Raw genomic sequence first — 19,922 nt, 5'->3', positions numbered from 1 at the left:
CGGAAACCAAGAAATTTACGGCACGATTCGCACGCTTTTTACAACTTTATCCTGTGCCTGGATAACCTCCAAGGTGTGATCCGCGATCCTGAAACTGGTTCCCGGCTCGGGAATGTCCTCGAAATACTCCAATACCAGGCCGTTCAAGGTCTTGGGTCCTTCCAATGGGAATTTCAATTTAAGCTTGCGGTTGAGCTCGCGCAAAGTGGTGGCGCCGTCCACCAGCCAGCTGCCGTCGTTTTGGCGATGGAATGCGGTCGAGATCGATGGCGATTGCGTGGTGAATTCGCCGACGATTTCCTCCAGGATGTCTTCCAGCGTGACCAGGCCCTTGAGTTCGCCGTATTCGTCGACCACGAGTGCAAGCCGCTGCTGGTTTTCCTGGAATTGCTGCAACTGGGTGTAAAGCGGCGTTCCCATCGGCACGAAATACGGCTCGCTCATGACCTCCTTCAATGCTTCGATGGTCAGGTCGCCCGATTGCACTTGATGCAACACCTTGCGGATGTGCAGCACGCCGATCACTTCTTCCGCCTGACCTGCACGGACCGGCAATCGGGTGTGATGACTAGTGGCGATCTGGTTGGCAATGGCTTCGATCGGTGCATCGAAATCGATCGTCTCGATCTGGGTGTGCGCCACCATCACATCGTCGACCGTGATTTTTTCCAATTCGAAGAGATTGAGCAGGATGCTCTGGTGCTTCTTGGGAATGAAATTGCCGGCTTCGGTAATGATGGTGCGCAGTTCTTCCATCGTCACGGCATGCACGGTTTCGCTGAAATTCGGCTTGAGGCCGAGTATGGCTAGGATCGCCCGAACGAATAGATTGACGAACCAGGTGATGGGCTGCGTCACCTTGAGCAGGAAATACAGCACGTAACTCGATGCGAAGGCGATGCGTTCTGGGTAGGCAGCAGCAATGACCTTGGGCGAAATTTCGCTGAAGACCAGGATGGAGAACGCGATGCTGAGTGTCGAGAAGGTGAGTACCAGTTCGCCTTGGCCGAAGAGGCGCACGGCAATGATGGTTGCCAAGGTGGTGGTGGCCGAAACCGAGAATGTGCTGCCAAGCAAGATCACGCCGAGCAATTTGTCGGTCTTGGCCAATAAGGAGTTGGCGAGCCGTGCCCCGTGGTGGCCTTCCTTGGCCAAGTGGCGTAATCGGTAACGGTTGACGGCCATCAGGCCGGTTTCTGCTGCAGAGAAAAAGGCAGAGGTGGCGAGCAGCGCAACTAATGCGCCGAACAACGCCGATAAAGGGGTGTCGTCCAAAGTGGGAATTTAAGGCAGGAGATGACAGTAGTTTCCCCGCGAACGGGGAAACTTGTCAAGAAAACTCAGGGAGTTGCGTCAGCAGCTTCTTTCTTCTCGACCTTCACCAGGTCGTCGCGCGAAATGCCCAACCACATGACGATGGGGCTGGCGACCAGCACGGAAGAATAAATGCCGAACAGGATGCCGATGGTTAGCGCCAGCGCGAAGTTGTGCAGCACTTCACCGCCGAAGAACAGCATGGACAGCACCATGGTCTGCGTCATGGCGTGGGTGATGATGGTGCGCGACATGGTGCGCGTAATGGCGTTGTCGATGATTTCTGCCACGCTGGCCTTGCGCATCTTGCGGAAGTTCTCGCGTACTCGGTCGAACACCACCACGGATTCGTTCACCGAGTAACCCAGCACGGCCAGTACGGCCGCCAGCACGGTGAGGTTGAACTCCCACTGGAAGAAGGCGAAGAAGCCCAGGATGATGACCACATCGTGCATGTTGGCGATGATGGCCGACACGGCGAAGCGCCATTCGAAGCGCAGCGCGAGATAGCCCATGATGCCCAGCGATACTAGCAGCAGCGCCATTGCACCGTTGTCGTACAGCTCTTCGCCCACCTGCGGGCCGACGAACTCGATGCGGCGCATGGTGACGGCGTCGTCGTCTTTCTTCAAGGCCGTGAGGACGCTTTCGGACAACTTGGCACTGGTGACACCTTTTTTCACCGGCAGGCGAATCAGCACATCGTGGCTGGTGCCGAAGTTCTGTACAGAAGCTTCGTTGAGGCCAATGCTGTCCATGGACTTGCGGATCTTGGTGATGTCCGCAGGATGCGGATAGGCCACTTCCATCACGGTGCCACCGGTGAAGTCGACGCCGAAGTTCAAGCCTTTGGTCGCCAGGAAGAAGATCGCCAGGATGAAGGTGACGAGCGAGATGGAGGTGGTCAGACGCCCATAGCTCATGAAGGGAATGTCGTGCTTGATTCTGAATAATTCCATTTTTCTTTCCTAGCCGATGGCGACGTGAGTCAGCTTGCGGCGATGGCCGTAAACCAGGTTGACTATCCCGCGGGAAACCAGCACGGCGCTGAACATCGAGGTCAGAATGCCGAGGACGTGGACGATGGCGAAGCCGCGTACCGGGCCGGAACCGAAGCTGAACAGCATGATGCCGACGATCAGCGTGGTTACGTTGGAGTCCAGGATGGTGTCGAAAGCGCGGTCGTAGCCAGCGTGAATTGCCGCTTGCGGCGAGTTGCCGTTGCGCAGTTCCTCGCGGATACGTTCGTTGATCAGCACGTTGGCGTCGATGGCCATACCCAGCGTCAGTGCGATAGCAGCGAGGCCAGGCAGTGTCAGCGTGGCTTGCAGCAGCGACAGCACGGCGACGAGCAGCAGCAGGTTGACGCCCAGCGCCAACACCGAAATGCCGCCCATGACGAGGTAATACAGGATCATCATGATCGCGATGGCGGTGAAGCCCCAGAGCGTGGAATGCACGCCGCGCTTGATGTTTTCCTCACCCATGCTGGGGCCGACGGTACGCTCTTCGACGATGTCCATCGGAGCGGCCAATGCACCGGCGCGCAGCAGCAGCGAAACGTCGGTCGCTTCCTGAACGTTCTTCATGCCGGTGATCTGGACGCGGCCGCCGCCGATTTCCTCGCGGATCACAGGGGCGGTAATGACCTCGGTCAAGCCTTTTTCCACCAACAGGATGGCCATGCGCTTGCCGACGTTTTCACGTGTCACTTGCTTGAAGATGCGGGCGCCACGTCCATCCAGGTTGACGTGGACGGCGGACTGGCCAGTTTGTTGTTCGATACCGGGGCTGGCGTCGGTGATGTATTCGCCGGTCAGCACCACCTGCTTTTTGACCAGCACGGGGATGCCGTTGCGCTCGATATAGAGCTCGTCGCCGAAGGGCACGGGGTCGTTCTTGGTGGCAGGGATCGGATGATCTTCATCCACCAGGCGAATTTCCAGGGTTGCCGTACGACCGAGGATTTCCTTGGCCTTGGCGGTGTCTTGCACGCCCGGCAACTGCACCACGATGCGATCCAGGCCTTGCTGCTGGATGATGGGTTCGGCCACGCCGAGTTCATTGACGCGGTTGTGCAGCGTAGTGATGTTCTGCTTCAAGGCGAAATCCTGGATGCGCTTTTGCGCTTGCAGGCCCAGGGTGGCGACCAGCAGTTTGTCGCCGTTGCTGCCTTCAGCTTCCTTGACGGTCAGGTCAGGGAAGTTCTTGCCGATTTCGTTCTCGGCCTTGGCGAGTTCGGCTGCATCCTTGAACTTGACCTGTACCGATTGGCCTTCGCGGCTTACGCCGTTATAGGCAATGCGCTTCTCGCGCAGTACTGAACGGATATCGCCGGAGTAGCGTTCGACGGCCTTGTCGATGGCGGCTTTCATGTCGACTTGCAGCAGGAAGTGCACGCCGCCGCGGAGGTCCAGGCCCAGGTACATAGGCAGGGCGCCGATCCCTTGCAGCCAGGCCGGGGAGCGCGACAGCAGATTGAGCGCCACGACATAGCCGCTGCCCAGCTTATTGGCCACAAGATCCTTGGCCTTGATCTGCGTATCCGGGTCGCTGAAGCGCACCTTGATGCTGTTCTTCTCCAGCGCAATCGTTTCGTAGGCCAGCTTTTCCTGCTTGAGCAGGGATTCGACTTCACCCATCAGCGCCGGATCGACATTCCCGGCGCTCTTGGCGGTCGTGATCTGAATGGCCGGCGATTCGCCGAAGAGGTTGGGGAGGGAATACAGCCCGCCGAGCAGCAGCGCGACGGCAATAAAGATGTACTTCCAGAGCGGATAGCGATTCATGGCGCGGCCTTAAGGGTTACAGGCTTTTGATGGTGCCCTTGGGCAACAGGGTCTGGATGGTGTGCTTTTGCACGTTGATCACGACTTCGGGTGCGATCTCAACGCTCACAAAGCTTTCGCCGACCTTCACCACCTTGCCGACGACGCCGCCCGAGGTGGCGATTTCGTCGTTCTTTTGCAGTGCAGCGAGCATCTTGCTGTGTTCCTTGGCCTGCTTCATCTGCGGGCGAATCAGCATGAAATAGAACAATACGAAGATGACGACGATCGGCAAAAAGCTGGTCAGGGTCGGCGCGGCTGCAGCGACGTCGGCTGCGTAGGCATTGCTGATGAACACGGGGATATTCCTTAAATTAACAAGCGAAAAATGTCGAGGATTCTAGCACAGCGAATTTCTTTGACGCTCGAACTCGGCGACGAAGGCAGCAAAGGTACCGGATTCAATGGCGCTGCGCATGCCTTGCATGAGTTCCTGGTAGTAATGCAGGTTGTGAATCGTGTTGAGGCGGGCGCCGAGGATTTCGCCTACCCGATGCAGATGGTGCAAATAGGCACGGGTGAAATTGCGGCAGGTATAGCAGGCGCAATCGGGGTCCAATGGGGCAGTGTCATCCTTATATTTGGCGTTCTTGATCTTGACGTCGCCGTGACGGGTGAAAAGCCACCCATTGCGGGCATTTCGCGTTGGCATCACGCAGTCGAACATATCCACGCCGCGGCTGACGGCGGCGACCAAATCCTCGGGGGTGCCGACCCCCATCAGGTAGCGTGGTTTATCCGCCGGCATTTGCTTGGGCAAATGGTCGAGAATCCGCAGCATGTCCTCCTTCGGTTCGCCAACCGATAGCCCGCCGATGGCATAGCCATCGAAGCCGATATCCGTGAGGCCGCGCAGCGACACGTCGCGCAAATCCTCATACATGCCGCCCTGGATGATGCCGAACAAGGCATTCGGATTGCCTTCATGAGCAGACTTGGAGCGCGCGGCCCAACGCAGCGACAGTTCCATCGAGGCTTTAGCCTGGTCGTGGCTCGCGGGGTAGGGCGTACATTCGTCGAAGATCATGACGATGTCGGAATTCAAGACTTTTTGAATCCGCATTGATTCTTCGGGGGTGAGGAAGCAGGCGTCGCCGTTGATGGGCGAGCGGAATTTCACCCCTTCCTCGGTGATCTTGCGCAAATCTCCCAAGCTCCATACCTGGAAGCCACCGGAATCGGTGAGGATAGGGCCGTCCCAGCCCATGAAACGATGTAACCCGCCGTGTGCAGCGATGACCTCCAACCCTGGGCGCAGCCACAGGTGGAATGTGTTGCCGAGGACGATGTGCGCCCCGATTTCTCTGATTTCGGCCGGGCTCATGGCCTTGACCGTGCCGTAGGTGCCGACCGGCATGAAGGCCGGGGTCTGCACCGTGCCGTGCGCTAAGGTCAATGTGCCGCGTCGCGCGGCCTGGTGGGTGTGGATAACATTGAATTGCATGATGGGGCGGCATACTACCACACAGGCCTTTTTTGCGACTTTGCTATACTAGAACGCATGGAAAACCCACAAATCGACCGTCGCCGCCGCGCCCGTCCGCTGCTCGACCCCAAATTGCGCGAACGTGGCATTTATTTATTGCCCAACCTGTTTACGACGGCTGCACTGTTCGCCGGCTTTTATTCCATCGTGCAGGCCATGAACGGGCAGTTCGAACTGGCTGCCATCGCTATTTTCATCGCCATGGTGCTGGATGGCCTCGATGGCCGGGTGGCACGCCTTACGCATACCCAAAGCGCATTCGGTGCAGAATACGATTCTCTTTCTGACATGGTCTCGTTCGGCGTGGCGCCCGCGCTGGTGATGTATGTCTGGGCCTTGCAGCCCATGGGCAAGCTGGGGTGGATTGCGGCCTTCATCTATTGTTCCGGCGCCGCCTTGCGCTTGGCGCGGTTTAATACCAAGCTCGATGAGAGCGACAAACGGTATTTCCAGGGGTTGCCCAGTCCATCCGCTGCGGCATTGCAGGCCGGGCTGGTGTGGGTGGCGACGTCCTACAACATCGATGGCAAGCAGATTTTCTTCGGCTGGCTGCACATGAAATGGCTGGCCTGGGGTATGACCGTGTTCGGCGGGCTGACCATGGTGAGCGATCTTCGCTATTTCAGCGGCAAGGATTTCAACTTGCGGCGTAGTGTCCCCTTTGTCGTTATCTTGTTGATTGTTTTAGCCTTTGTGCTGGTTTCCTACAGTCCTCCTGAAGTGTTGTTCGTGCTCTTTGTGCTTTATGGCCTGTCGGGGTATGTGGGCTGGGCTATGCGCCTTCTTCGCAAGCCTGAAAAACAGTAGCGTCTGCGTTTAATTTCTCGCCGGAAAACGGTACAATGCCGTCCTTTTAGATTGCATCTATTAGGATCGCGTAATGGCTAACCAAGAAGTGGATCAGAGCAAGCGGCGCTTTCTGATTGCCGCGACGACGGCAATGGGCGGTGTCGCCACTGCTGCTGTGGCCGTACCTTTCGTCATGAGCATGCTGCCGTCCGAGCGTGCCAAGGCGGCAGGGGCCCCGGTGGAAGTGGATATTTCCAAAATCGAGCCCGGTGCCATGGTTACCGTGGAATGGCGCGGTAAACCGGTGTGGTTGATCAACCGCAACCAGGAAATGCTGGACAATCTCGTCAAGCACGACGAAAAGCTTTCCGACCCCAAGCTCGACGTTCCCCAGCAACCCGAATACGCAAAGAACGCCACGCGTTCGCGCAAGCCCAATCTCATGGTGCTTGTCGGTATCTGTACCCACCTCGGTTGTTCCCCGACTTCCAAGCTCAAGGCCGGTGAAGAAGGCATGGGTTCCGATTGGCCGGGCGGTTTCTTCTGCCCCTGCCACGGTTCCAAGTTCGACTTGTCCGGTCGTGTGTTCAAGGGCTCTCCGGCCCCGATCAATCTGGAAGTCCCGCCGCACTACTACATCAGCGACTCGCGTCTCTTGATCGGTGAAGACGGGAAGGGAGCTTAAGCCATGCAAAAATATCTCACCTGCGCGTTGAACTGGGTGGATGAGCGTTTCCCGCTTACCGCCAACTGGAAGGCGCACCTTTCCGAGTACTACGCTCCGAAGAACTTCAACTTCTGGTATTTCTTCGGTTCGTTGGCCATGCTGGTGCTAGCGATCCAGATCATCACCGGTATTTTCCTGACCATGAACTACAAGCCGGATGCCGAACTCGCGTTCGCTTCCGTCGAGTACATCATGCGCGACGTGAACTGGGGCTGGCTGATTCGCTACATGCATTCCACCGGCGCTTCCATGTTCTTCGTGGTGGTTTACCTGCACATGTTCCGCGGTTTGCTTTACGGTTCCTACCGTGGCCCGCGCGAACTGATCTGGCTGTTCGGCGTGGGTATTTTCCTGTGCCTGATGGGCGAAGCCTTCTTCGGTTACCTGCTCCCCTGGGGCCAGATGTCCTACTGGGGCGCACAGGTGATCATCAACCTGTTCACCTCCATCCCTTTCATCGGTCCGGATGTCTCCCTGTGGTTGCGCGGCGACTACATGGTGTCCGATGCCACCCTCAACCGCTTCTTCGCCTTCCACGTGATCGCGTTGCCGCTGGTGCTGGTGGGGCTGGTCGTGGCACACATCATTGCGCTGCACGAAGTGGGATCCAACAACCCAGACGGCATCGAGATCAAGAAGAACAAGGATCCGGTGACGCATATTCCGCTCGATGGCATTCCCTTCCATCCTTACTACACGGTGAAGGATATCGTCGGCGTCGTCGTGTTCCTGATGGTGTTCTCCGCGATCGTGTTCTTCGCGCCTGAGATGGGCGGCTACTTCCTCGAAGCCAACAACTTCATCCCGGCCGACCCGCTCAAGACCCCGCCGCACATTGCGCCGGTCTGGTACTTCACGCCGTACTACTCCATCCTGCGTGCCGTGCCGCCGTTGTTCAACTCGCAGTTCCCTGGCGTGGTTGCCATGGGCGCCTCGGTGATGGCCTTCGCTGCACTGCCCTGGCTGGACAAGAGCCCGGTCAAGTCCATCCGCTACCGTGGTCCCAAGTACAAGTCCTGGCTCGCGGCTTTCGTGGTGAGCTTCCTCATCCTGGGTTACCTCGGTACTGAGCCTTCCAACGTCTGGGGCCAGTTCGGCGCCGGCGTGCCTCTGGTGGGCGGTGCCGACCGCGCAACTGTGGTGGCGCGCGTGCTGACCGTGGTGTATTTCCTGTTCTTCGCGTTGATGCCTTGGTACACGAAGAGCGACAAGACCAAGCCGGTTCCAGAAAGGGTTACGGGATAATGAAAAAGCTGATTTCACTGCTGGCGCTGGTCATGCCTTTGCTGGCCCAGGCCAATGAAGGCGTCCACCTGGACAAGGCCCCGATCAATCCGGCCAACCAGGCTTCGCTGCAACGCGGCGCCAAGATGTTTGTCAATTACTGTTTGAATTGCCACTCGGCATCGTCCATGCGTTACAACCGGTTGAAAGATATCGGTCTGACCGAGGACGAGATCAAGGGCAACCTGATGTTCGCCGGTGAAAAAGTTGGCGAGCCCATGGGCATCGCGATGAACAAGAAGGAAGCCAAGGGCTGGTTCGGTGCAACGCCGCCTGACTTGTCCGTGATTGGTCGTTCACGCGGCGCGGATTGGCTCTATACCTATCTGCGTGGTTTCTACCGTGACGAGACTCGTCCGACCGGCTGGAACAACGTTGCGTTCGATAAGGTAGGCATGCCGCACGTGCTCTACGAATTGCAAGGCGTCCAAACCCTGCAAACCGAAGAAGTCAAGGATGCGGATGGCAACAAGGTTGAAACGCACAAGCTGGTACTGGACAAGCCGGGCAAGCTGTCGCCTGCCGAGTACGACGCGACTGTGGCCGACCTGGTGAACTATCTCATGTTCATGAGCGAACCGGCCAAGACGACGCGCATGAAACTCGGCATCCTGGTACTACTGTTCCTGGGGTTGATGTTCATCCCGGCGTATTATCTCAAGAAAGAGTATTGGAAAGACGTGCATTAATCGGCTAATTTGCCGTATTACATCCAGCGGGGTACGCGGAGGTTATTCTCTGCGTTCCCCGCGGTTTCATTTCAGAGGTTGAAAACTAATCATGATGACACTTTACTCCGGCACCACCTGCCCCTACAGCCAACGTTGCCGTATCGTGCTGTTCGAAAAGGGCATGGATTTCGAAGTGATCGACGTTGACGTCAGCAATAAGCCTGACGACCTCATCGAGCTCAGCCCCGACGGTCGCCTGCCGGTGCTGGTCGAGCGCGATTTGCGCCTCGATATCTCCAATATCATCAATGAGTACATCGACGAGCGTTTCCCGCATCCGCAACTGATGCCGGCCGACCCGGTCATGCGAGCTCGTGCTCGCCTGTTCCTGCACAACTTCGAGGAACAGTTGTTCGCGCATATCGCCGATATCGAGAAGGAAACCAAGAACGCAGCCAAGGCACGCGCCGCTATTCGCGACGGCTTGACCATGATTGCGCCTATTTTCACCAAGCAGTCCTACATGCTGGGCGAAGAGTTCTCCATGGTCGACGTGGCTATCGCACCGTTGCTATGGCGCCTCAACCACTACGGCATCGAATTGCCCAAGCAGGCTGCACCTTTGCTCAAGTACGCGGAACGCATTTTCTCCCGCCCGGCATACATCGAAGCAATGACGCCGTCCGAAAAGGCAATGCGTAAGTAAATATCAGCTGGAAACACCATGGAACCGACTTCGACCAAGCCCTATATGATTCGCGCACTCTATGAATGGTGCGTGGATAACGGCTTTACGCCGCACCTGATGGTGGCGGTAGATAGCGGTACGCGCGTACCGATGAGTTATGTGAAGAACGGCGAGATTGTCCTCAACATTAACTATTCGGCTACCAAGGATTTGATGATGGGCAACGATGCCATCACCTTCTCCGCGCGCTTCAACGGGGTTTCCAGCGACATTTACGTGCCCATCAGTGCTGTGCGCGGCATCTTTGCTCGCGAGAGCGGACAGGGCATGTTCTTCGACCCGGAGCCGCAATCCGCCGCGCAGTTCGAGCCAACGCCCGGCCCCAGCGGCAATTCTCCCGCACCTCCGCCCAAAGGTCGCCCCAGCCTTAAAGTGGTCAAGTAGAGGCATTCGTCCAGCGAGTTCTGGTAGAATGCCGAACTTTCCAAAGCCGGCGTAGCTCAGTTGGTAGAGCAGCGCACTTGTAATGCGAAGGTCACCAGTTCGATTCCGGTCGCCGGCACCATCTGTTTGGATATAGATATAACCAAGCAGATAGCATTTTATAAAGCCCGCAAATGCGGGCTTTATTGTTGTTAATCAATCCAAATATTTCCCTGCTTGAGAACAATCAAGCTGTAAGTAAGCCATTTAAAAAGGCTTGCTCAGTTTACCTTGGGTATGTCGCTCCATTGGGTGGTGTAAGCCGGGCTTAAATGCGCTTGCCGCATTGCCCATGAGTGCTCTATGCCTTGCGCGGCAATCGTGAGCTTGGCTTTGCCGAAGCGTCGGTTTACCTGGTCGATGGCTTCCATCAGTCTGGATGCACGTTGTGTCGTTTCTGCCGATTGGAAAAGATCGCCTTGCGCGACGGTTGCATTGCTGAGTTCACCTAGAACAATCCCTGCTTTCTGATATCTGTGCCCCGCGCGGTAGATACGTTGCAGCCCATTCAAGGCTGCATGCACCATATGGAACGTGTCGTGAGTGGGTGCCTCGAATGGGAGCGTGATCGAATTCCCATAAAAGGGTTGTTCGGTGTGAGGGCTGGTTCGAATCATGACTTGAATGATGCTGGCCTTGGAGTGCTGTGCCCGCATTTTCTCGGCCGCCCGGGCGGTATGGTAGGTGACGGCCTGTTTAAGATCGTTTAACTCGGACACGCATACGCCAAAGGACCGGCTGCTGACGATTTGCTTTTTAGGCGGTGCGATTTCTTCGAGGGATAGGCAGGAAACCCCATTAAGCTCGCGCACGATTTTCTCGATCACCACACTGTAATGCTGACGTAGGTGACGAGGCTGAGCGCGCTTGAGGTCCAGCGCGGAGCGGATGCCTAATTTATGCAGTTGTAATGCCATTCGCGTCCCTATCCCCCATACGGTCTCGACAGGTAGCTGCTCTAGCCATAAATCTAATGTCGATTCTGGCGTTGTCGAAATATCGCAAATCTCGTTGAATCCCCCTGTTTTCTTACCCAAGTGATTAGCCAGCTTGGCCAATGTCTTGCTCGGACCCATGCCGACAGAAACCGGCAACCCGGTCCACCGATCAACTGTGGATCGAATGGATTGCCCGAGTTCGGTGAAGGATGTCTTTTCCGGTCGGGCGACCCAAAGGAATGATTCGTCAATGGAATACACCTCCTGTGCGAACCCGAAATGGGCTAGGGTCGCCATGACCCTGGTACTCATGTCGGCATAGAGCGGGTAGTTCGATGAGAAGACATGAACACCTTCCTGTTGGGCAAACTTGGCGGTTTGAAACCAGGGTGCTCCCATCTTGATCCCTAATGCCTTGGCCTCGTTGCTGCGTGAGATGATGCAGCCGTCGTTATTGGACAAGACGACAACCGGTTTTCGTGCGAGGTCGGGTCTGAAGACACGCTCACAGGAAACGTAGAAATTATTGACGTCTACCAATGCGATAGTCGAACGGGTCATTTGAATTTCCTCATGATGCCGGTGACCTTGCCCCAGATTTCCCAATCGTCTTTGCCACTAGTGGGCATGGGCAAATCTCGATGGTTAGCTGCCAACAGGCAAAGGGTATTGGATGAATCGCGGCCAAGTATCCTGATCAGAAATTCGTTTTCCGCAAGCGCGACCACGATATCGCCGGGATGGGGTGGGGGCGTACGGTCGATGACAAGGATGTCCCCATGCAAGATTCCAATATCCAGCAGGGAGTCGCCTTGCATGGTCATGAAAAAAGTAGCGGATTTATTGCTGACGAGATACTCGGTCGGGCTGAGCGCCGCTTGTACATAATCGTCGGCAGGCGATGGAAACCCGGCGGCAATTTTTGATAGCAGGAGCGGGATGCGGGTAAGAGGTCGGTCGCGGTAGGTAACAAATCCAGATGGCGGGATGATTGCAGTTGGCCGCGCGGTCAATCTCGGCTGGGGTGACACTGAAAGCATGTAAGATAAATCTCAAATTGTACGATCGTACAATTAAAGCATTTCAACAGCCACTTGAAAAGAGGCATAAAGCGCTACGACCTTTTTAAGGTCGTCAATTCGGATCAAAACATCGCGAGAACTTTCATATTTGCAATTTATCTGATGGCAGTAGGGCGTCGAATACCCCGATAAATTACATCCTTTGGAGCCTTGATGATGCGAACTTTGATCGTGGCAGCAGTTGTAATGCTATGGGCAGAAAATGTCAGCGCAGATCCTTCGCCGCAGTTGGTGCTGCAAGTACACCAGGCGGTAGTGCAGGTGCATGTGGAGGACAAGCACGGGGAACACGGGCTGGGTTCTGGCGTCGTCATTGCGCCAGATTATGTCGCCACCAATTGCCATGTGTTGGCCAACGCCCGTGGCGTCCTGGCGGCCCAGGGCGAGGACAATTATTTTCCTGTCGCACTCAAGACCGATTGGCGGCATGACCTGTGCCTGCTTAAGTTCGAGCGCCTGCCGCTCAAGCCGATTGTGCTGGGCGACACGAGCCAGTTGCATTACGAGCAATCGGTATTCTCGATCGGGCATTCCAACGGTTCGGTGGCGCCGATCATCACCTTCGGCAAGGTCAAGGCCATTTATCCGCTGGACGACAGCCGCATCATCCGTACCTCGTCTGCGTTCAGGATGGGGGCGAGCGGCAGCGCCTTGTTCAACGACGATGGCGTGCTGGTGGGCATCAATACTTTCAAGAGTCCGGGGCGTAACGGCTATTACTACGCGCTGCCGGTAGAGTGGATCAAGCGATTGATGGATGCGCCGGAAGTCGCCCTGACAGCGGCCACGGAACCCCCGTTCTGGGATGTGCCTGAAACCCAGCGTCCCTATTTCATGCGCATCGTGCCGCCTTTGCAGGCCGAGCAATGGGATGAACTGGGACAGCTATCCACTGCCTGGTCGCAACAGGAACCGGCCAATGCGGAAGCCTGGTACAACCTTGGACTTGCTGAAGAGCATCAGGGCAAGAACACAGAGGCAGAAGCCCATTTTCACAAGGCGATGGAAATCAATCCGCAGCATGCAGGGGCACTCTACGAATTAGGTCTGATGGCCTCGCGCCAGGGCAACCAGGCCGAGATGCATCGTGTCGTAGCGGCGTTGGCAGGACTCGACGGGGATATGGCGGAAGAATTAAAGCAGGCGACGGGCTGTGCCACCCAATGCTGAACAGGTGTCATGGTCGAAAAGGGCGCCGCAAGGCGCCTTTTTAATGTCCGACTATTGCTGTGCTAATATTGAGGCCATTTTTCGCCTGATCGAGCACTCATGCGCTATCCCGTTACTATCTTGCTTGCGCTCTTTTGCGCAGCCTGCGGTTCTTATTCCGCCAATCTTCCTTCCATCAAGCCTTACAAGATGGATATCCAGCAGGGCAATGTCGTCACGCCCAAGATGATGATGCAACTGCGTCCCGGCATGTCGAAGTCGCAGGTCCGATTCATCATGGGTACGCCGCTTCTGATCGATACATTCCATGCCGATCGCTGGGACTATTTCTACCAGATGCGTAAGGAAGGCAAGATCATCGAGCAGCGCCGCGTGATTCTCGAGTTCGATGGCGACGCTCTGGCTCGTGTGCGTGGTGATGTCATCCCCGCCGGTTCCGATGCCTCGGCCGTGGCTGAACCATCCAAGACCGAACCCAAGTCGATCGCCAAGCCCAAGGAAAAGGAAAAAGGCTGGCTCGACAAGCTGAAATTCTGGGGAGATGACGAAGAGGCTCCCAAGGCGCCAGCCAAGGCCGCAGAACCTGTGAAACCCCTAGAAACGATCAAGCCCGCAGAGTCCGCCAAGTCCATGGCGGCGCCTGCACCTGCTCCGGAAAGGGCGCCAACTGTCGAGCCTGAAGCTGCACCTGCGCAGACGGAATCCCTGCCGCCTTTGGTCGACCCAAGTATGCAGCCAAAGTCGGAATCGGCTGTGCCTCAGGAGGTACCGGCCAAGTCGGTAGCTCCGGCATCTGCTCCTAAGGCCGAAACCAAACCTATCCCGAGCAAGCCGGCTGTCGAAACCAAGCCTGCAAAGGCGCAACCCGATGCTAAGGCGATGACCGCTCCCGAACCGCCTAACGATTTGCCGCCGGAAGATTCCCCGGATTTTTTTGAAAAAATGCTAGAGAAAATTGGCTTCTAACATGCTGAACGTTGTGATTGCCGGAAGCACCGGCCGTATGGGGCATGCCCTACTAGAAGGCGTTGTTGCCGATCCTGAATTGCGTCTTCATGCAGCCCTGGATCGGGTCGGTGCGCCCGCCTTGGGCCGTGATGCTGGCGAGCTGATCGGCGCGCCTTGCGGCGTTGCCGTGACTTCAGACTTGAACGCCGCTCTGCAAGGTGCCGACGTGCTGGTCGATTTCACCCGTCCCGAACCGAGCATGGAATATCTTGCTGCGTGCCGCAAAGTCGGTACCAAGCTTGTTATCGGCACCACTGGGTTCACGCCCGAGCAAAAGCAGGCCATTAGCGATGCGGCTAAGGATATCGCCATCGTGTTCGCGCCCAACATGAGCGTGGGCGTGACCTTGCTGATCAACCTTGTGCAGGCGGCTGCCAAGGTGCTGTCCGAAGGCTACGATATCGAGGTCATTGAGGCACATCACCGTCATAAGGTGGATGCTCCTTCGGGCACTGCGCTGCGCCTAGGTGAAGCCGCTGCTGCAGCATTGGGTCGCGATCTTGCCCAATGTGCAGTCTACGGTCGTGAAGGCGTGACCGGTGAACGCGATCCTTCCACGATCGGATTCGCCACTGTTCGTGGCGGTGATGTGGTGGGCGACCACACCGTGCTCTTCGCTGGTATCGGCGAACGCGTGGAGCTCACTCACAAGGCCAGCAGCCGCGCTACGTTTGCACTGGGCGCCTTGCGTGCTGCCAAGTTCCTGGCTGACAAACCTAACGGTCTGTTCGACATGCAGGACGTGCTCGGCCTGCGCTAAAACCTTCGACTTGGCTCCCGGTTTTTGTATCCGGAGCCGAGTCGACCCGAATACCAGTACTACCTGAAGCAATAGTTGGTGCAATCGCCATTGCTTTAGCGGTTCCCGGGGTCCATGATTTCCCCGTTCAGCTGGCTGCCTCCTCTATCTAGATATTGAGATTAGGGAAACCCTGAATGTGCACTAGGGAAATACCTATCTTGAGATCAGTTTCCTCTCATAGTTATCCTGTGAAATTTGATGTTTAATCATGTAGGTAAGTGATGGGAGTGAGGATTAGTCCCACAGTCGATTCAATCCTGACTTTACATGGGACGAAGTTAATACCACGCTGAAGTCAGCCTTGACGCAATAATTCCAACAAACGGCGAATAATAAAAAGTCGGCTATCAACGATGTCCATCAAACTCAAGATCTTCCTCTACCTGCTGTTTCCCATCTTTGCGGCGGATGTGCTGATTCAGCTTTATGACTTTGTGGGGATGCGGGCCAATACCGTACAGCAGATTCGTCATGCCCAACTTGAGAACGCAGAAAATAACGCCAATCGTGTGGATGCCTTGCTGAATCGGGTGAGCGCCGTTGCCAGCACCACAGCCCAATTTCTATCCGTCAACGAGGATTTATCCGAGCAATCCTTGTATCAGGTCCTGAAGCATGTTGTAGGGAGTAACTCGCTGATTTATGGAGCTGCGATTGCTTTCGAACCGGGCGAGTTTGAAGGGCGAAAGCTATTCTGTCCCTATGTCTTCCGTTCGCCGTCCGGTGTGAAAGGCATGGATATCGGAACCCAAGCCTATGACTATACGCAGCCGCAATGGGAATGGTATTACCTGCCCAGAAAGTTGTCGAAACCGGTATGGACCGAGCCTTATTTCGATCGAGGTGCGGGCAATATCAAGATGGTGACGTTTTCCGTGCCGTTCTATCGGCATTGGCATGTGGCCGGGATTGCGACAGTGGATCTCGACCTTGGGCGTATGCTTGATTTTGCCGATATCAAGAAACCCGCAAATGGAGATGCCGAGTTTTATATCCTCAGTAAAAGCGGCATGCTCTTGTTTCCGCAAGGAAAGACCGCGCAAATCGACTCTCTGGCGACCAGCGTGCCGGGCTTGAAGAAGGATGATGCAGCCATGCTGCAACCCTTGCTGAATGCTCGTCAACCTCGCCTCTTGGAGCTTTCCGGGGCGAATGGAACCCAGCGCTGGGCCGCGCTTGTTCCTATTAAAACCTGGGATTGGGTCCTGCTGTCGAAGGTGGAGCCGGAAGCCGCATTAAAGGCTGTCAATGGCCTCGGTTGGCAGGTCATCGGATTTATTCTATTGAGCCTGGTGCTGGGAACTGTAACCGCCTGGTTTCTGATAGGTCGCATCGTCAATCCGCTTGGACGTCTTGCACGTGCAGTAAATGAAATAGCACATGGCAATTTATCAGTACGCGTGAAGGTGGAGAGTGAAGACGAGGTGGGGCAGCTTGCCCAGCACTTCTCCATCATGGCGCAGCGTCTTGCCGAGCGCGAACATGCCTTGGTCACGCTCAACTCGGCGCTCGAGTCACGTGTGGTTCAACGGACCACTGCCTTGCAAGAGCGCCAGGTGAAGCTCGAAACTATTCTGGAAACCGCCTTGGATGCAGTGGTCCAGATTGATGTGATGGGAGTGATCACCGGTTGGAATGGGCAGGCGGAGAATATTTTCGGCTGGAGTCGGGCTGAGGCAATGGGTCGGCTGTTGCACGAGACGGTAATCCCCTTGAGGAATCGGGAGGTTTATCTGAACGGCCTGGATGGCTATCGGGAGACTGGCGATTGGCCGATATTGAACAGCCGTTTTGAAATGCGAGTACTTCACCGGTCCGGCCACGAGTTTTTGGTGGAGTTGACTGTCACTGCCGTCACGACCGAGGGCAGGCGGGAATTCAATGCCTTTATTCGCGATATCACAGACCGCCGCCAGGCGGAGGAACATATCAAGCAACTGGCCTATTTCGATTCGCTGACCCAACTACCTAATCGCCGCTTGCTGATGCAGCGGTTGCAGCACGCGTTGACGGGGGCCACCCACAACGAGCATCACGCAGCCTTGCTGATGATCGATCTGGACAACTTCAAAACCATCAACGATACCTTGGGACACGATACGGGAGACCTGCTTTTGCAGCAGGTTGCGCAACGGCTTGTTGAGTGCGTGCGGGATGTGGATACGGTCGCGAGGTTGGGCGGTGATGAATTCATGGTGCTTCTGGACCGATTGAGTGCCGATGCCGAAGTGGCGGGGGAGCAGGCGCAGAGCATAGGCGAGAAGATTTTGTTGGCCTTGGGCCGACCTTATCTGTTTGGCGAGCAGGAACTGGTCAGCCCGCCAAGCATTGGGGTGACGGTGTTCGAGGTATCCGCCAGCGTGCCAGAAGAAGTGATGAAACGGGCGGATATTGCCATGTATCAGTCCAAAAAGGCGGGAAAGAATACGCTCAGGTTCTTCAATCCAGACATGCAGGCGACTATCGAGGCGCGTCATCAGATGGAGCGATGGCTGCAGCAAGCCTTGGCCAAGAACGAATTCCGCATTCTCTATCAATTGCAGGTCACGGAAGAGCGGCAGGAGCAATTCGCTTGTGGTGCGGAATTGCTATTGCGGTGGCAGCATCCGGTCAGAGGTCTTGTTTCTCCGGCTGAATTCATCCCCTTGGCGGAAGAGACGGGTTTGATCGTGCCGATCGGTCAGTGGGTGCTGGAGACGGCTTGCCGGCAGATCAAAACTTGGGAGTCGGATCCGTTAAGGCAGCATCTGCAATTGTCGGTCAATGTCAGCGCGCGTCAATTCCGCCATCCCGAGTTCGTCCGGCATGTGTTGAATGCGCTGCAGGTTTCTGGCGCCAACCCTAGGAATCTCAAACTGGAACTCACCGAAAGCCTGGTATTGGAAAACCTTGCCGAGGCTATCGCGAAGATGCAGGCTATCAAGCAAGTGGGCGTGCAGTTTGCCATGGATGACTTCGGCACCGGGCATTCCTCGCTTTCGAACCTGAAAAAGCTGCCTTTGGATCAGATCAAGATCGACCAGAGTTTTGTGCGGGATCTGCCCGCCAACCATGATGATGCCGTGATCGTGCAAACCATCATCTCGATGGCCAGGAATCTGGGCATGGAGATCATTGCCGAAGGCGTCGAGACGCAAGCGCAATGTGAGTTTCTTGCAGTGCATGAATGTCGTAATTTCCAGGGCTATCTCTTCAGCAGGCCAGTAGATATCGATGAATTCGAGCGGCTGTTGCTGCGATTTCCTGTTGCCGAACAGGCCGCTCTCACGCATCTAAAGTCTGGCGTTTAGAGCGCCGACGGAACTGCCAGGAATGAGGGCTGTCCATCATTGCTGCCGAGCCGGGCGCATTGGAATGTGGTCGTGCTGTCTAGCCCGAATTGATGAATGAGCTGTTTTACGCTATACTGTTAAGAATTTCGAAGCGGGATGGACGTATGTCCGTCCCGCTTTGCACATCCGCCGCATCCGGCGACAATAGTCAAGCAATACAAGGGGTTAAATCGTGCCGCAAAATACGCCAGCCATTCTCGTACTCGCAGATGGAACCGTGTTTAGAGGCATTGCCATCGGGGCAAGCGGTTCCACGGTCGGTGAGGTGGTGTTCAACACTTCCATGACCGGCTACCAGGAAATCCTCACCGATCCCTCTTACACGGGTCAGATTGTCACCCTGACTTACCCTCACATCGGCAACTACGGTGTCAATACGGAAGACGTCGAATCCGGCAAGGTCTACGCCGCCGGACTCGTTATTCGCGACCTGCCGCTTACCGTAAGCAATTGGCGCGCAGGCATGTCCCTGTCGGACTACCTCAAGACGAGTAATGTCGTCGCTATCGCCGATATCGATACTCGCAAGCTCACCCGCGTTCTCCGCGAAAAAGGCGCCCAGGCCGGTTGTATCATGGCGGGTGAAGTGGATGAGGCCAAGGCGTTGGAACTGGCGCGCAGCTATCCTGGCATGGCTGGTATGGATCTGGCCAAGGAAGTCAGTGTCACCAAGTCTTATGTCTGCGAAGAAGGCGAGTGGAGCCTCGGCGAAGGCTATGCCAAGGCCGGAAATTCCAAGTTCAACGTTGTTGCGTTCGACTACGGCGTCAAGCGCAACATCTTGCGCATGCTGACCTCGCGCGGCTGCAAGGTGACTGTGCTGCCTGCCCAGGCCACGGCGGAAGAGGCGTTGGCGCTCAATCCGGACGGTATTTTCCTGTCCAACGGCCCGGGAGATCCGGAGCCATGTGATTACGCGATCAAGGCGATCAAGACCTTGGTCGATACCGGCATCCCGACCTTCGGTATCTGCCTCGGTCACCAATTGCTGGGCCTGGCTTCTGGCGCAAAGACCGTCAAGATGAAGTTCGGCCACCACGGCGCGAACCACCCGGTGCAGGACGTAGATGACAAGCGCGTGTTCATCACCAGCCAGAATCACGGTTTCGCGGTCGATCCGGCAACTTTGCCTGCCAACGTGCGTGCAACCCATGTGTCGCTGTTCGACGGCAGCCTGCAAGGCATTGCCCGTACCGACAAGCCGGCATTCAGCTTCCAGGGCCACCCTGAAGCCAGTCCCGGCCCGCGCGAAATGAGTTATTTGTTCGATCGTTTCATTGAATTGATGGAAAAACAGCCGAGGACCAAGAGCTGAGAGTG

Annotated in this window: 18 protein-coding genes and 1 tRNA gene; 12 read left to right on the top strand and 7 right to left on the bottom strand. The window is 56.2% G+C overall.

Annotation, left to right across the window (positions count from 1 at the left end; translation table 11 throughout):
- Positions 1–15: 15 nt before the first annotated feature.
- From NMK_RS04035 to tgt, 5 genes are all read right to left on the bottom strand, one after another.
- Positions 16–1,275, bottom strand: coding sequence for an HlyC/CorC family transporter (locus NMK_RS04035; protein WP_109014489.1), 1,260 nt, complete (start codon positions 1,273–1,275; stop codon positions 16–18).
- 65 nt (positions 1,276–1,340) lie between these two features.
- A complete protein-coding gene (secF, locus tag NMK_RS04030) occupies positions 1,341–2,273 on the bottom strand; it encodes a protein translocase subunit SecF (protein WP_109014488.1) in 933 nt (310 codons plus the stop codon).
- A gap of 9 nt (positions 2,274–2,282) precedes the next feature.
- A complete protein-coding gene (gene secD / locus NMK_RS04025) occupies positions 2,283–4,103 on the bottom strand; it encodes a protein translocase subunit SecD (protein ID WP_109014487.1) in 1,821 nt (606 codons plus the stop codon).
- Positions 4,104–4,119: 16 nt separating this feature from the next.
- Positions 4,120–4,440: a preprotein translocase subunit YajC gene (yajC, locus tag NMK_RS04020; RefSeq protein WP_109014486.1), complete on the bottom strand. Its 321-nt coding sequence runs from the start codon at positions 4,438–4,440 to the stop codon at positions 4,120–4,122.
- A gap of 42 nt (positions 4,441–4,482) precedes the next feature.
- The gene (tgt, locus tag NMK_RS04015) at positions 4,483–5,586 is read right to left on the bottom strand and encodes a tRNA guanosine(34) transglycosylase Tgt (protein ID WP_109014485.1); all 1,104 of its coding nucleotides are present in this window, start codon (positions 5,584–5,586) and stop codon (positions 4,483–4,485) included.
- A 57-nt stretch (positions 5,587–5,643) separates the two neighbouring features.
- On the opposite strand from tgt, the gene pssA reads away from it, so the two are divergent.
- The 7 genes from pssA to NMK_RS03980 all read left to right on the top strand — a co-directional run bounded on the left by pssA (position 5,644) and on the right by NMK_RS03980 (position 10,352).
- Positions 5,644–6,435: a CDP-diacylglycerol--serine O-phosphatidyltransferase gene (gene pssA / locus NMK_RS04010; RefSeq protein WP_109014484.1), complete on the top strand. Its 792-nt coding sequence runs from the start codon at positions 5,644–5,646 to the stop codon at positions 6,433–6,435.
- A 73-nt stretch (positions 6,436–6,508) separates the two neighbouring features.
- Positions 6,509–7,102, top strand: coding sequence for a ubiquinol-cytochrome c reductase iron-sulfur subunit (gene petA, locus NMK_RS04005; protein ID WP_109014483.1), 594 nt, complete (start codon positions 6,509–6,511; stop codon positions 7,100–7,102).
- Between the two features lie 3 nt (positions 7,103–7,105).
- Entirely contained in the window at positions 7,106–8,389 is a 1,284-nt protein-coding gene (locus tag NMK_RS04000; RefSeq protein ID WP_109014482.1) for a cytochrome b, read from the top strand.
- Positions 8,389–9,117 carry a cytochrome c1 gene (locus NMK_RS03995; protein ID WP_109014481.1) on the top strand — a complete coding sequence of 243 codons (729 nt, stop codon included), beginning with the start codon at positions 8,389–8,391 and terminating at the stop codon, positions 9,115–9,117. Before NMK_RS04000 ends, NMK_RS03995 begins: the two co-directional genes overlap by 1 nt.
- 91 nt (positions 9,118–9,208) lie before the next feature.
- Complete coding sequence (locus tag NMK_RS03990) at positions 9,209–9,805, top strand: glutathione S-transferase N-terminal domain-containing protein (RefSeq protein ID WP_109014480.1); 597 nt, start codon at positions 9,209–9,211, stop codon at positions 9,803–9,805.
- Positions 9,806–9,823: 18 nt separating this feature from the next.
- Positions 9,824–10,231 carry a ClpXP protease specificity-enhancing factor gene (locus tag NMK_RS03985; RefSeq protein WP_109014479.1) on the top strand — a complete coding sequence of 136 codons (408 nt, stop codon included), beginning with the start codon at positions 9,824–9,826 and terminating at the stop codon, positions 10,229–10,231.
- A gap of 45 nt (positions 10,232–10,276) precedes the next feature.
- A tRNA-Thr gene (locus NMK_RS03980) sits at positions 10,277–10,352 on the top strand.
- Positions 10,353–10,491: 139 nt separating this feature from the next.
- Here NMK_RS03980 and umuC read toward each other — a convergent pair.
- Both umuC and NMK_RS03970 read right to left on the bottom strand, forming a co-directional pair.
- Positions 10,492–11,769, bottom strand: a complete 1,278-nt coding sequence (gene umuC, locus NMK_RS03975) for a translesion error-prone DNA polymerase V subunit UmuC (RefSeq protein ID WP_109014478.1) — start codon at positions 11,767–11,769, stop codon at positions 10,492–10,494.
- Positions 11,766–12,248 carry a LexA family protein gene (locus tag NMK_RS03970; protein ID WP_109014477.1) on the bottom strand — a complete coding sequence of 161 codons (483 nt, stop codon included), beginning with the start codon at positions 12,246–12,248 and terminating at the stop codon, positions 11,766–11,768. The genes umuC and NMK_RS03970 overlap by 4 nt, the downstream gene beginning before the upstream one ends.
- 195 nt (positions 12,249–12,443) lie before the next feature.
- On the opposite strand from NMK_RS03970, the gene NMK_RS03965 reads away from it, so the two are divergent.
- The 5 genes from NMK_RS03965 to carA all read left to right on the top strand — a co-directional run bounded on the left by NMK_RS03965 (position 12,444) and on the right by carA (position 19,917).
- The gene (locus NMK_RS03965) at positions 12,444–13,460 is read left to right on the top strand and encodes a S1 family peptidase (protein WP_109014476.1); all 1,017 of its coding nucleotides are present in this window, start codon (positions 12,444–12,446) and stop codon (positions 13,458–13,460) included.
- A gap of 99 nt (positions 13,461–13,559) precedes the next feature.
- Complete coding sequence (bamE, locus tag NMK_RS03960) at positions 13,560–14,426, top strand: outer membrane protein assembly factor BamE domain-containing protein (protein WP_109014475.1); 867 nt, start codon at positions 13,560–13,562, stop codon at positions 14,424–14,426.
- 1 nt (position 14,427) lies between these two features.
- The gene (gene dapB / locus NMK_RS03955) at positions 14,428–15,228 is read left to right on the top strand and encodes a 4-hydroxy-tetrahydrodipicolinate reductase (RefSeq protein WP_109014474.1); all 801 of its coding nucleotides are present in this window, start codon (positions 14,428–14,430) and stop codon (positions 15,226–15,228) included.
- Positions 15,229–15,623: 395 nt separating this feature from the next.
- Positions 15,624–18,560: a bifunctional diguanylate cyclase/phosphodiesterase gene (locus NMK_RS03950; RefSeq protein ID WP_109014473.1), complete on the top strand. Its 2,937-nt coding sequence runs from the start codon at positions 15,624–15,626 to the stop codon at positions 18,558–18,560.
- 214 nt (positions 18,561–18,774) lie between these two features.
- Complete coding sequence (carA, locus tag NMK_RS03945) at positions 18,775–19,917, top strand: glutamine-hydrolyzing carbamoyl-phosphate synthase small subunit (RefSeq protein WP_109014472.1); 1,143 nt, start codon at positions 18,775–18,777, stop codon at positions 19,915–19,917.
- Positions 19,918–19,922 lie beyond the last annotated feature (5 nt).

The organism is Novimethylophilus kurashikiensis, assembly GCF_003112435.1.
GTDB lineage: Bacteria > Pseudomonadota > Gammaproteobacteria > Burkholderiales > Methylophilaceae > Novimethylophilus > Novimethylophilus kurashikiensis.
This window is presented reverse-complemented; position numbering and strand designations above follow the sequence as displayed.

What these genes read in the sequence shown, in the direction of transcription:
- NMK_RS03985 (WP_109014479.1), top strand. Translation starts at nt 9,824, where the DNA reads ATGGAACCGACTTCGACCAAGCCCTATATGATTCGCGCACTCTATGAA.
- NMK_RS03965 (WP_109014476.1), top strand. Translation starts at nt 12,444, where the DNA reads ATGATGCGAACTTTGATCGTGGCAGCAGTTGTAATGCTATGGGCAGAA.
- umuC (WP_109014478.1), bottom strand. Translation starts at nt 11,769, where the DNA reads ATGACCCGTTCGACTATCGCATTGGTAGACGTCAATAATTTCTACGTT.
- pssA (WP_109014484.1), top strand. Translation starts at nt 5,644, where the DNA reads ATGGAAAACCCACAAATCGACCGTCGCCGCCGCGCCCGTCCGCTGCTC.
- bamE (WP_109014475.1), top strand. Translation starts at nt 13,560, where the DNA reads ATGCGCTATCCCGTTACTATCTTGCTTGCGCTCTTTTGCGCAGCCTGC.
- NMK_RS03995 (WP_109014481.1), top strand. Translation starts at nt 8,389, where the DNA reads ATGAAAAAGCTGATTTCACTGCTGGCGCTGGTCATGCCTTTGCTGGCC.
- secD (WP_109014487.1), bottom strand. Translation starts at nt 4,103, where the DNA reads ATGAATCGCTATCCGCTCTGGAAGTACATCTTTATTGCCGTCGCGCTG.
- NMK_RS04000 (WP_109014482.1), top strand. Translation starts at nt 7,106, where the DNA reads ATGCAAAAATATCTCACCTGCGCGTTGAACTGGGTGGATGAGCGTTTC.
- NMK_RS03970 (WP_109014477.1), bottom strand. Translation starts at nt 12,248, where the DNA reads ATGCTTTCAGTGTCACCCCAGCCGAGATTGACCGCGCGGCCAACTGCA.
- NMK_RS03990 (WP_109014480.1), top strand. Translation starts at nt 9,209, where the DNA reads ATGATGACACTTTACTCCGGCACCACCTGCCCCTACAGCCAACGTTGC.
- NMK_RS03950 (WP_109014473.1), top strand. Translation starts at nt 15,624, where the DNA reads ATGTCCATCAAACTCAAGATCTTCCTCTACCTGCTGTTTCCCATCTTT.
- petA (WP_109014483.1), top strand. Translation starts at nt 6,509, where the DNA reads ATGGCTAACCAAGAAGTGGATCAGAGCAAGCGGCGCTTTCTGATTGCC.
- dapB (WP_109014474.1), top strand. Translation starts at nt 14,428, where the DNA reads ATGCTGAACGTTGTGATTGCCGGAAGCACCGGCCGTATGGGGCATGCC.
- tgt (WP_109014485.1), bottom strand. Translation starts at nt 5,586, where the DNA reads ATGCAATTCAATGTTATCCACACCCACCAGGCCGCGCGACGCGGCACA.
- secF (WP_109014488.1), bottom strand. Translation starts at nt 2,273, where the DNA reads ATGGAATTATTCAGAATCAAGCACGACATTCCCTTCATGAGCTATGGG.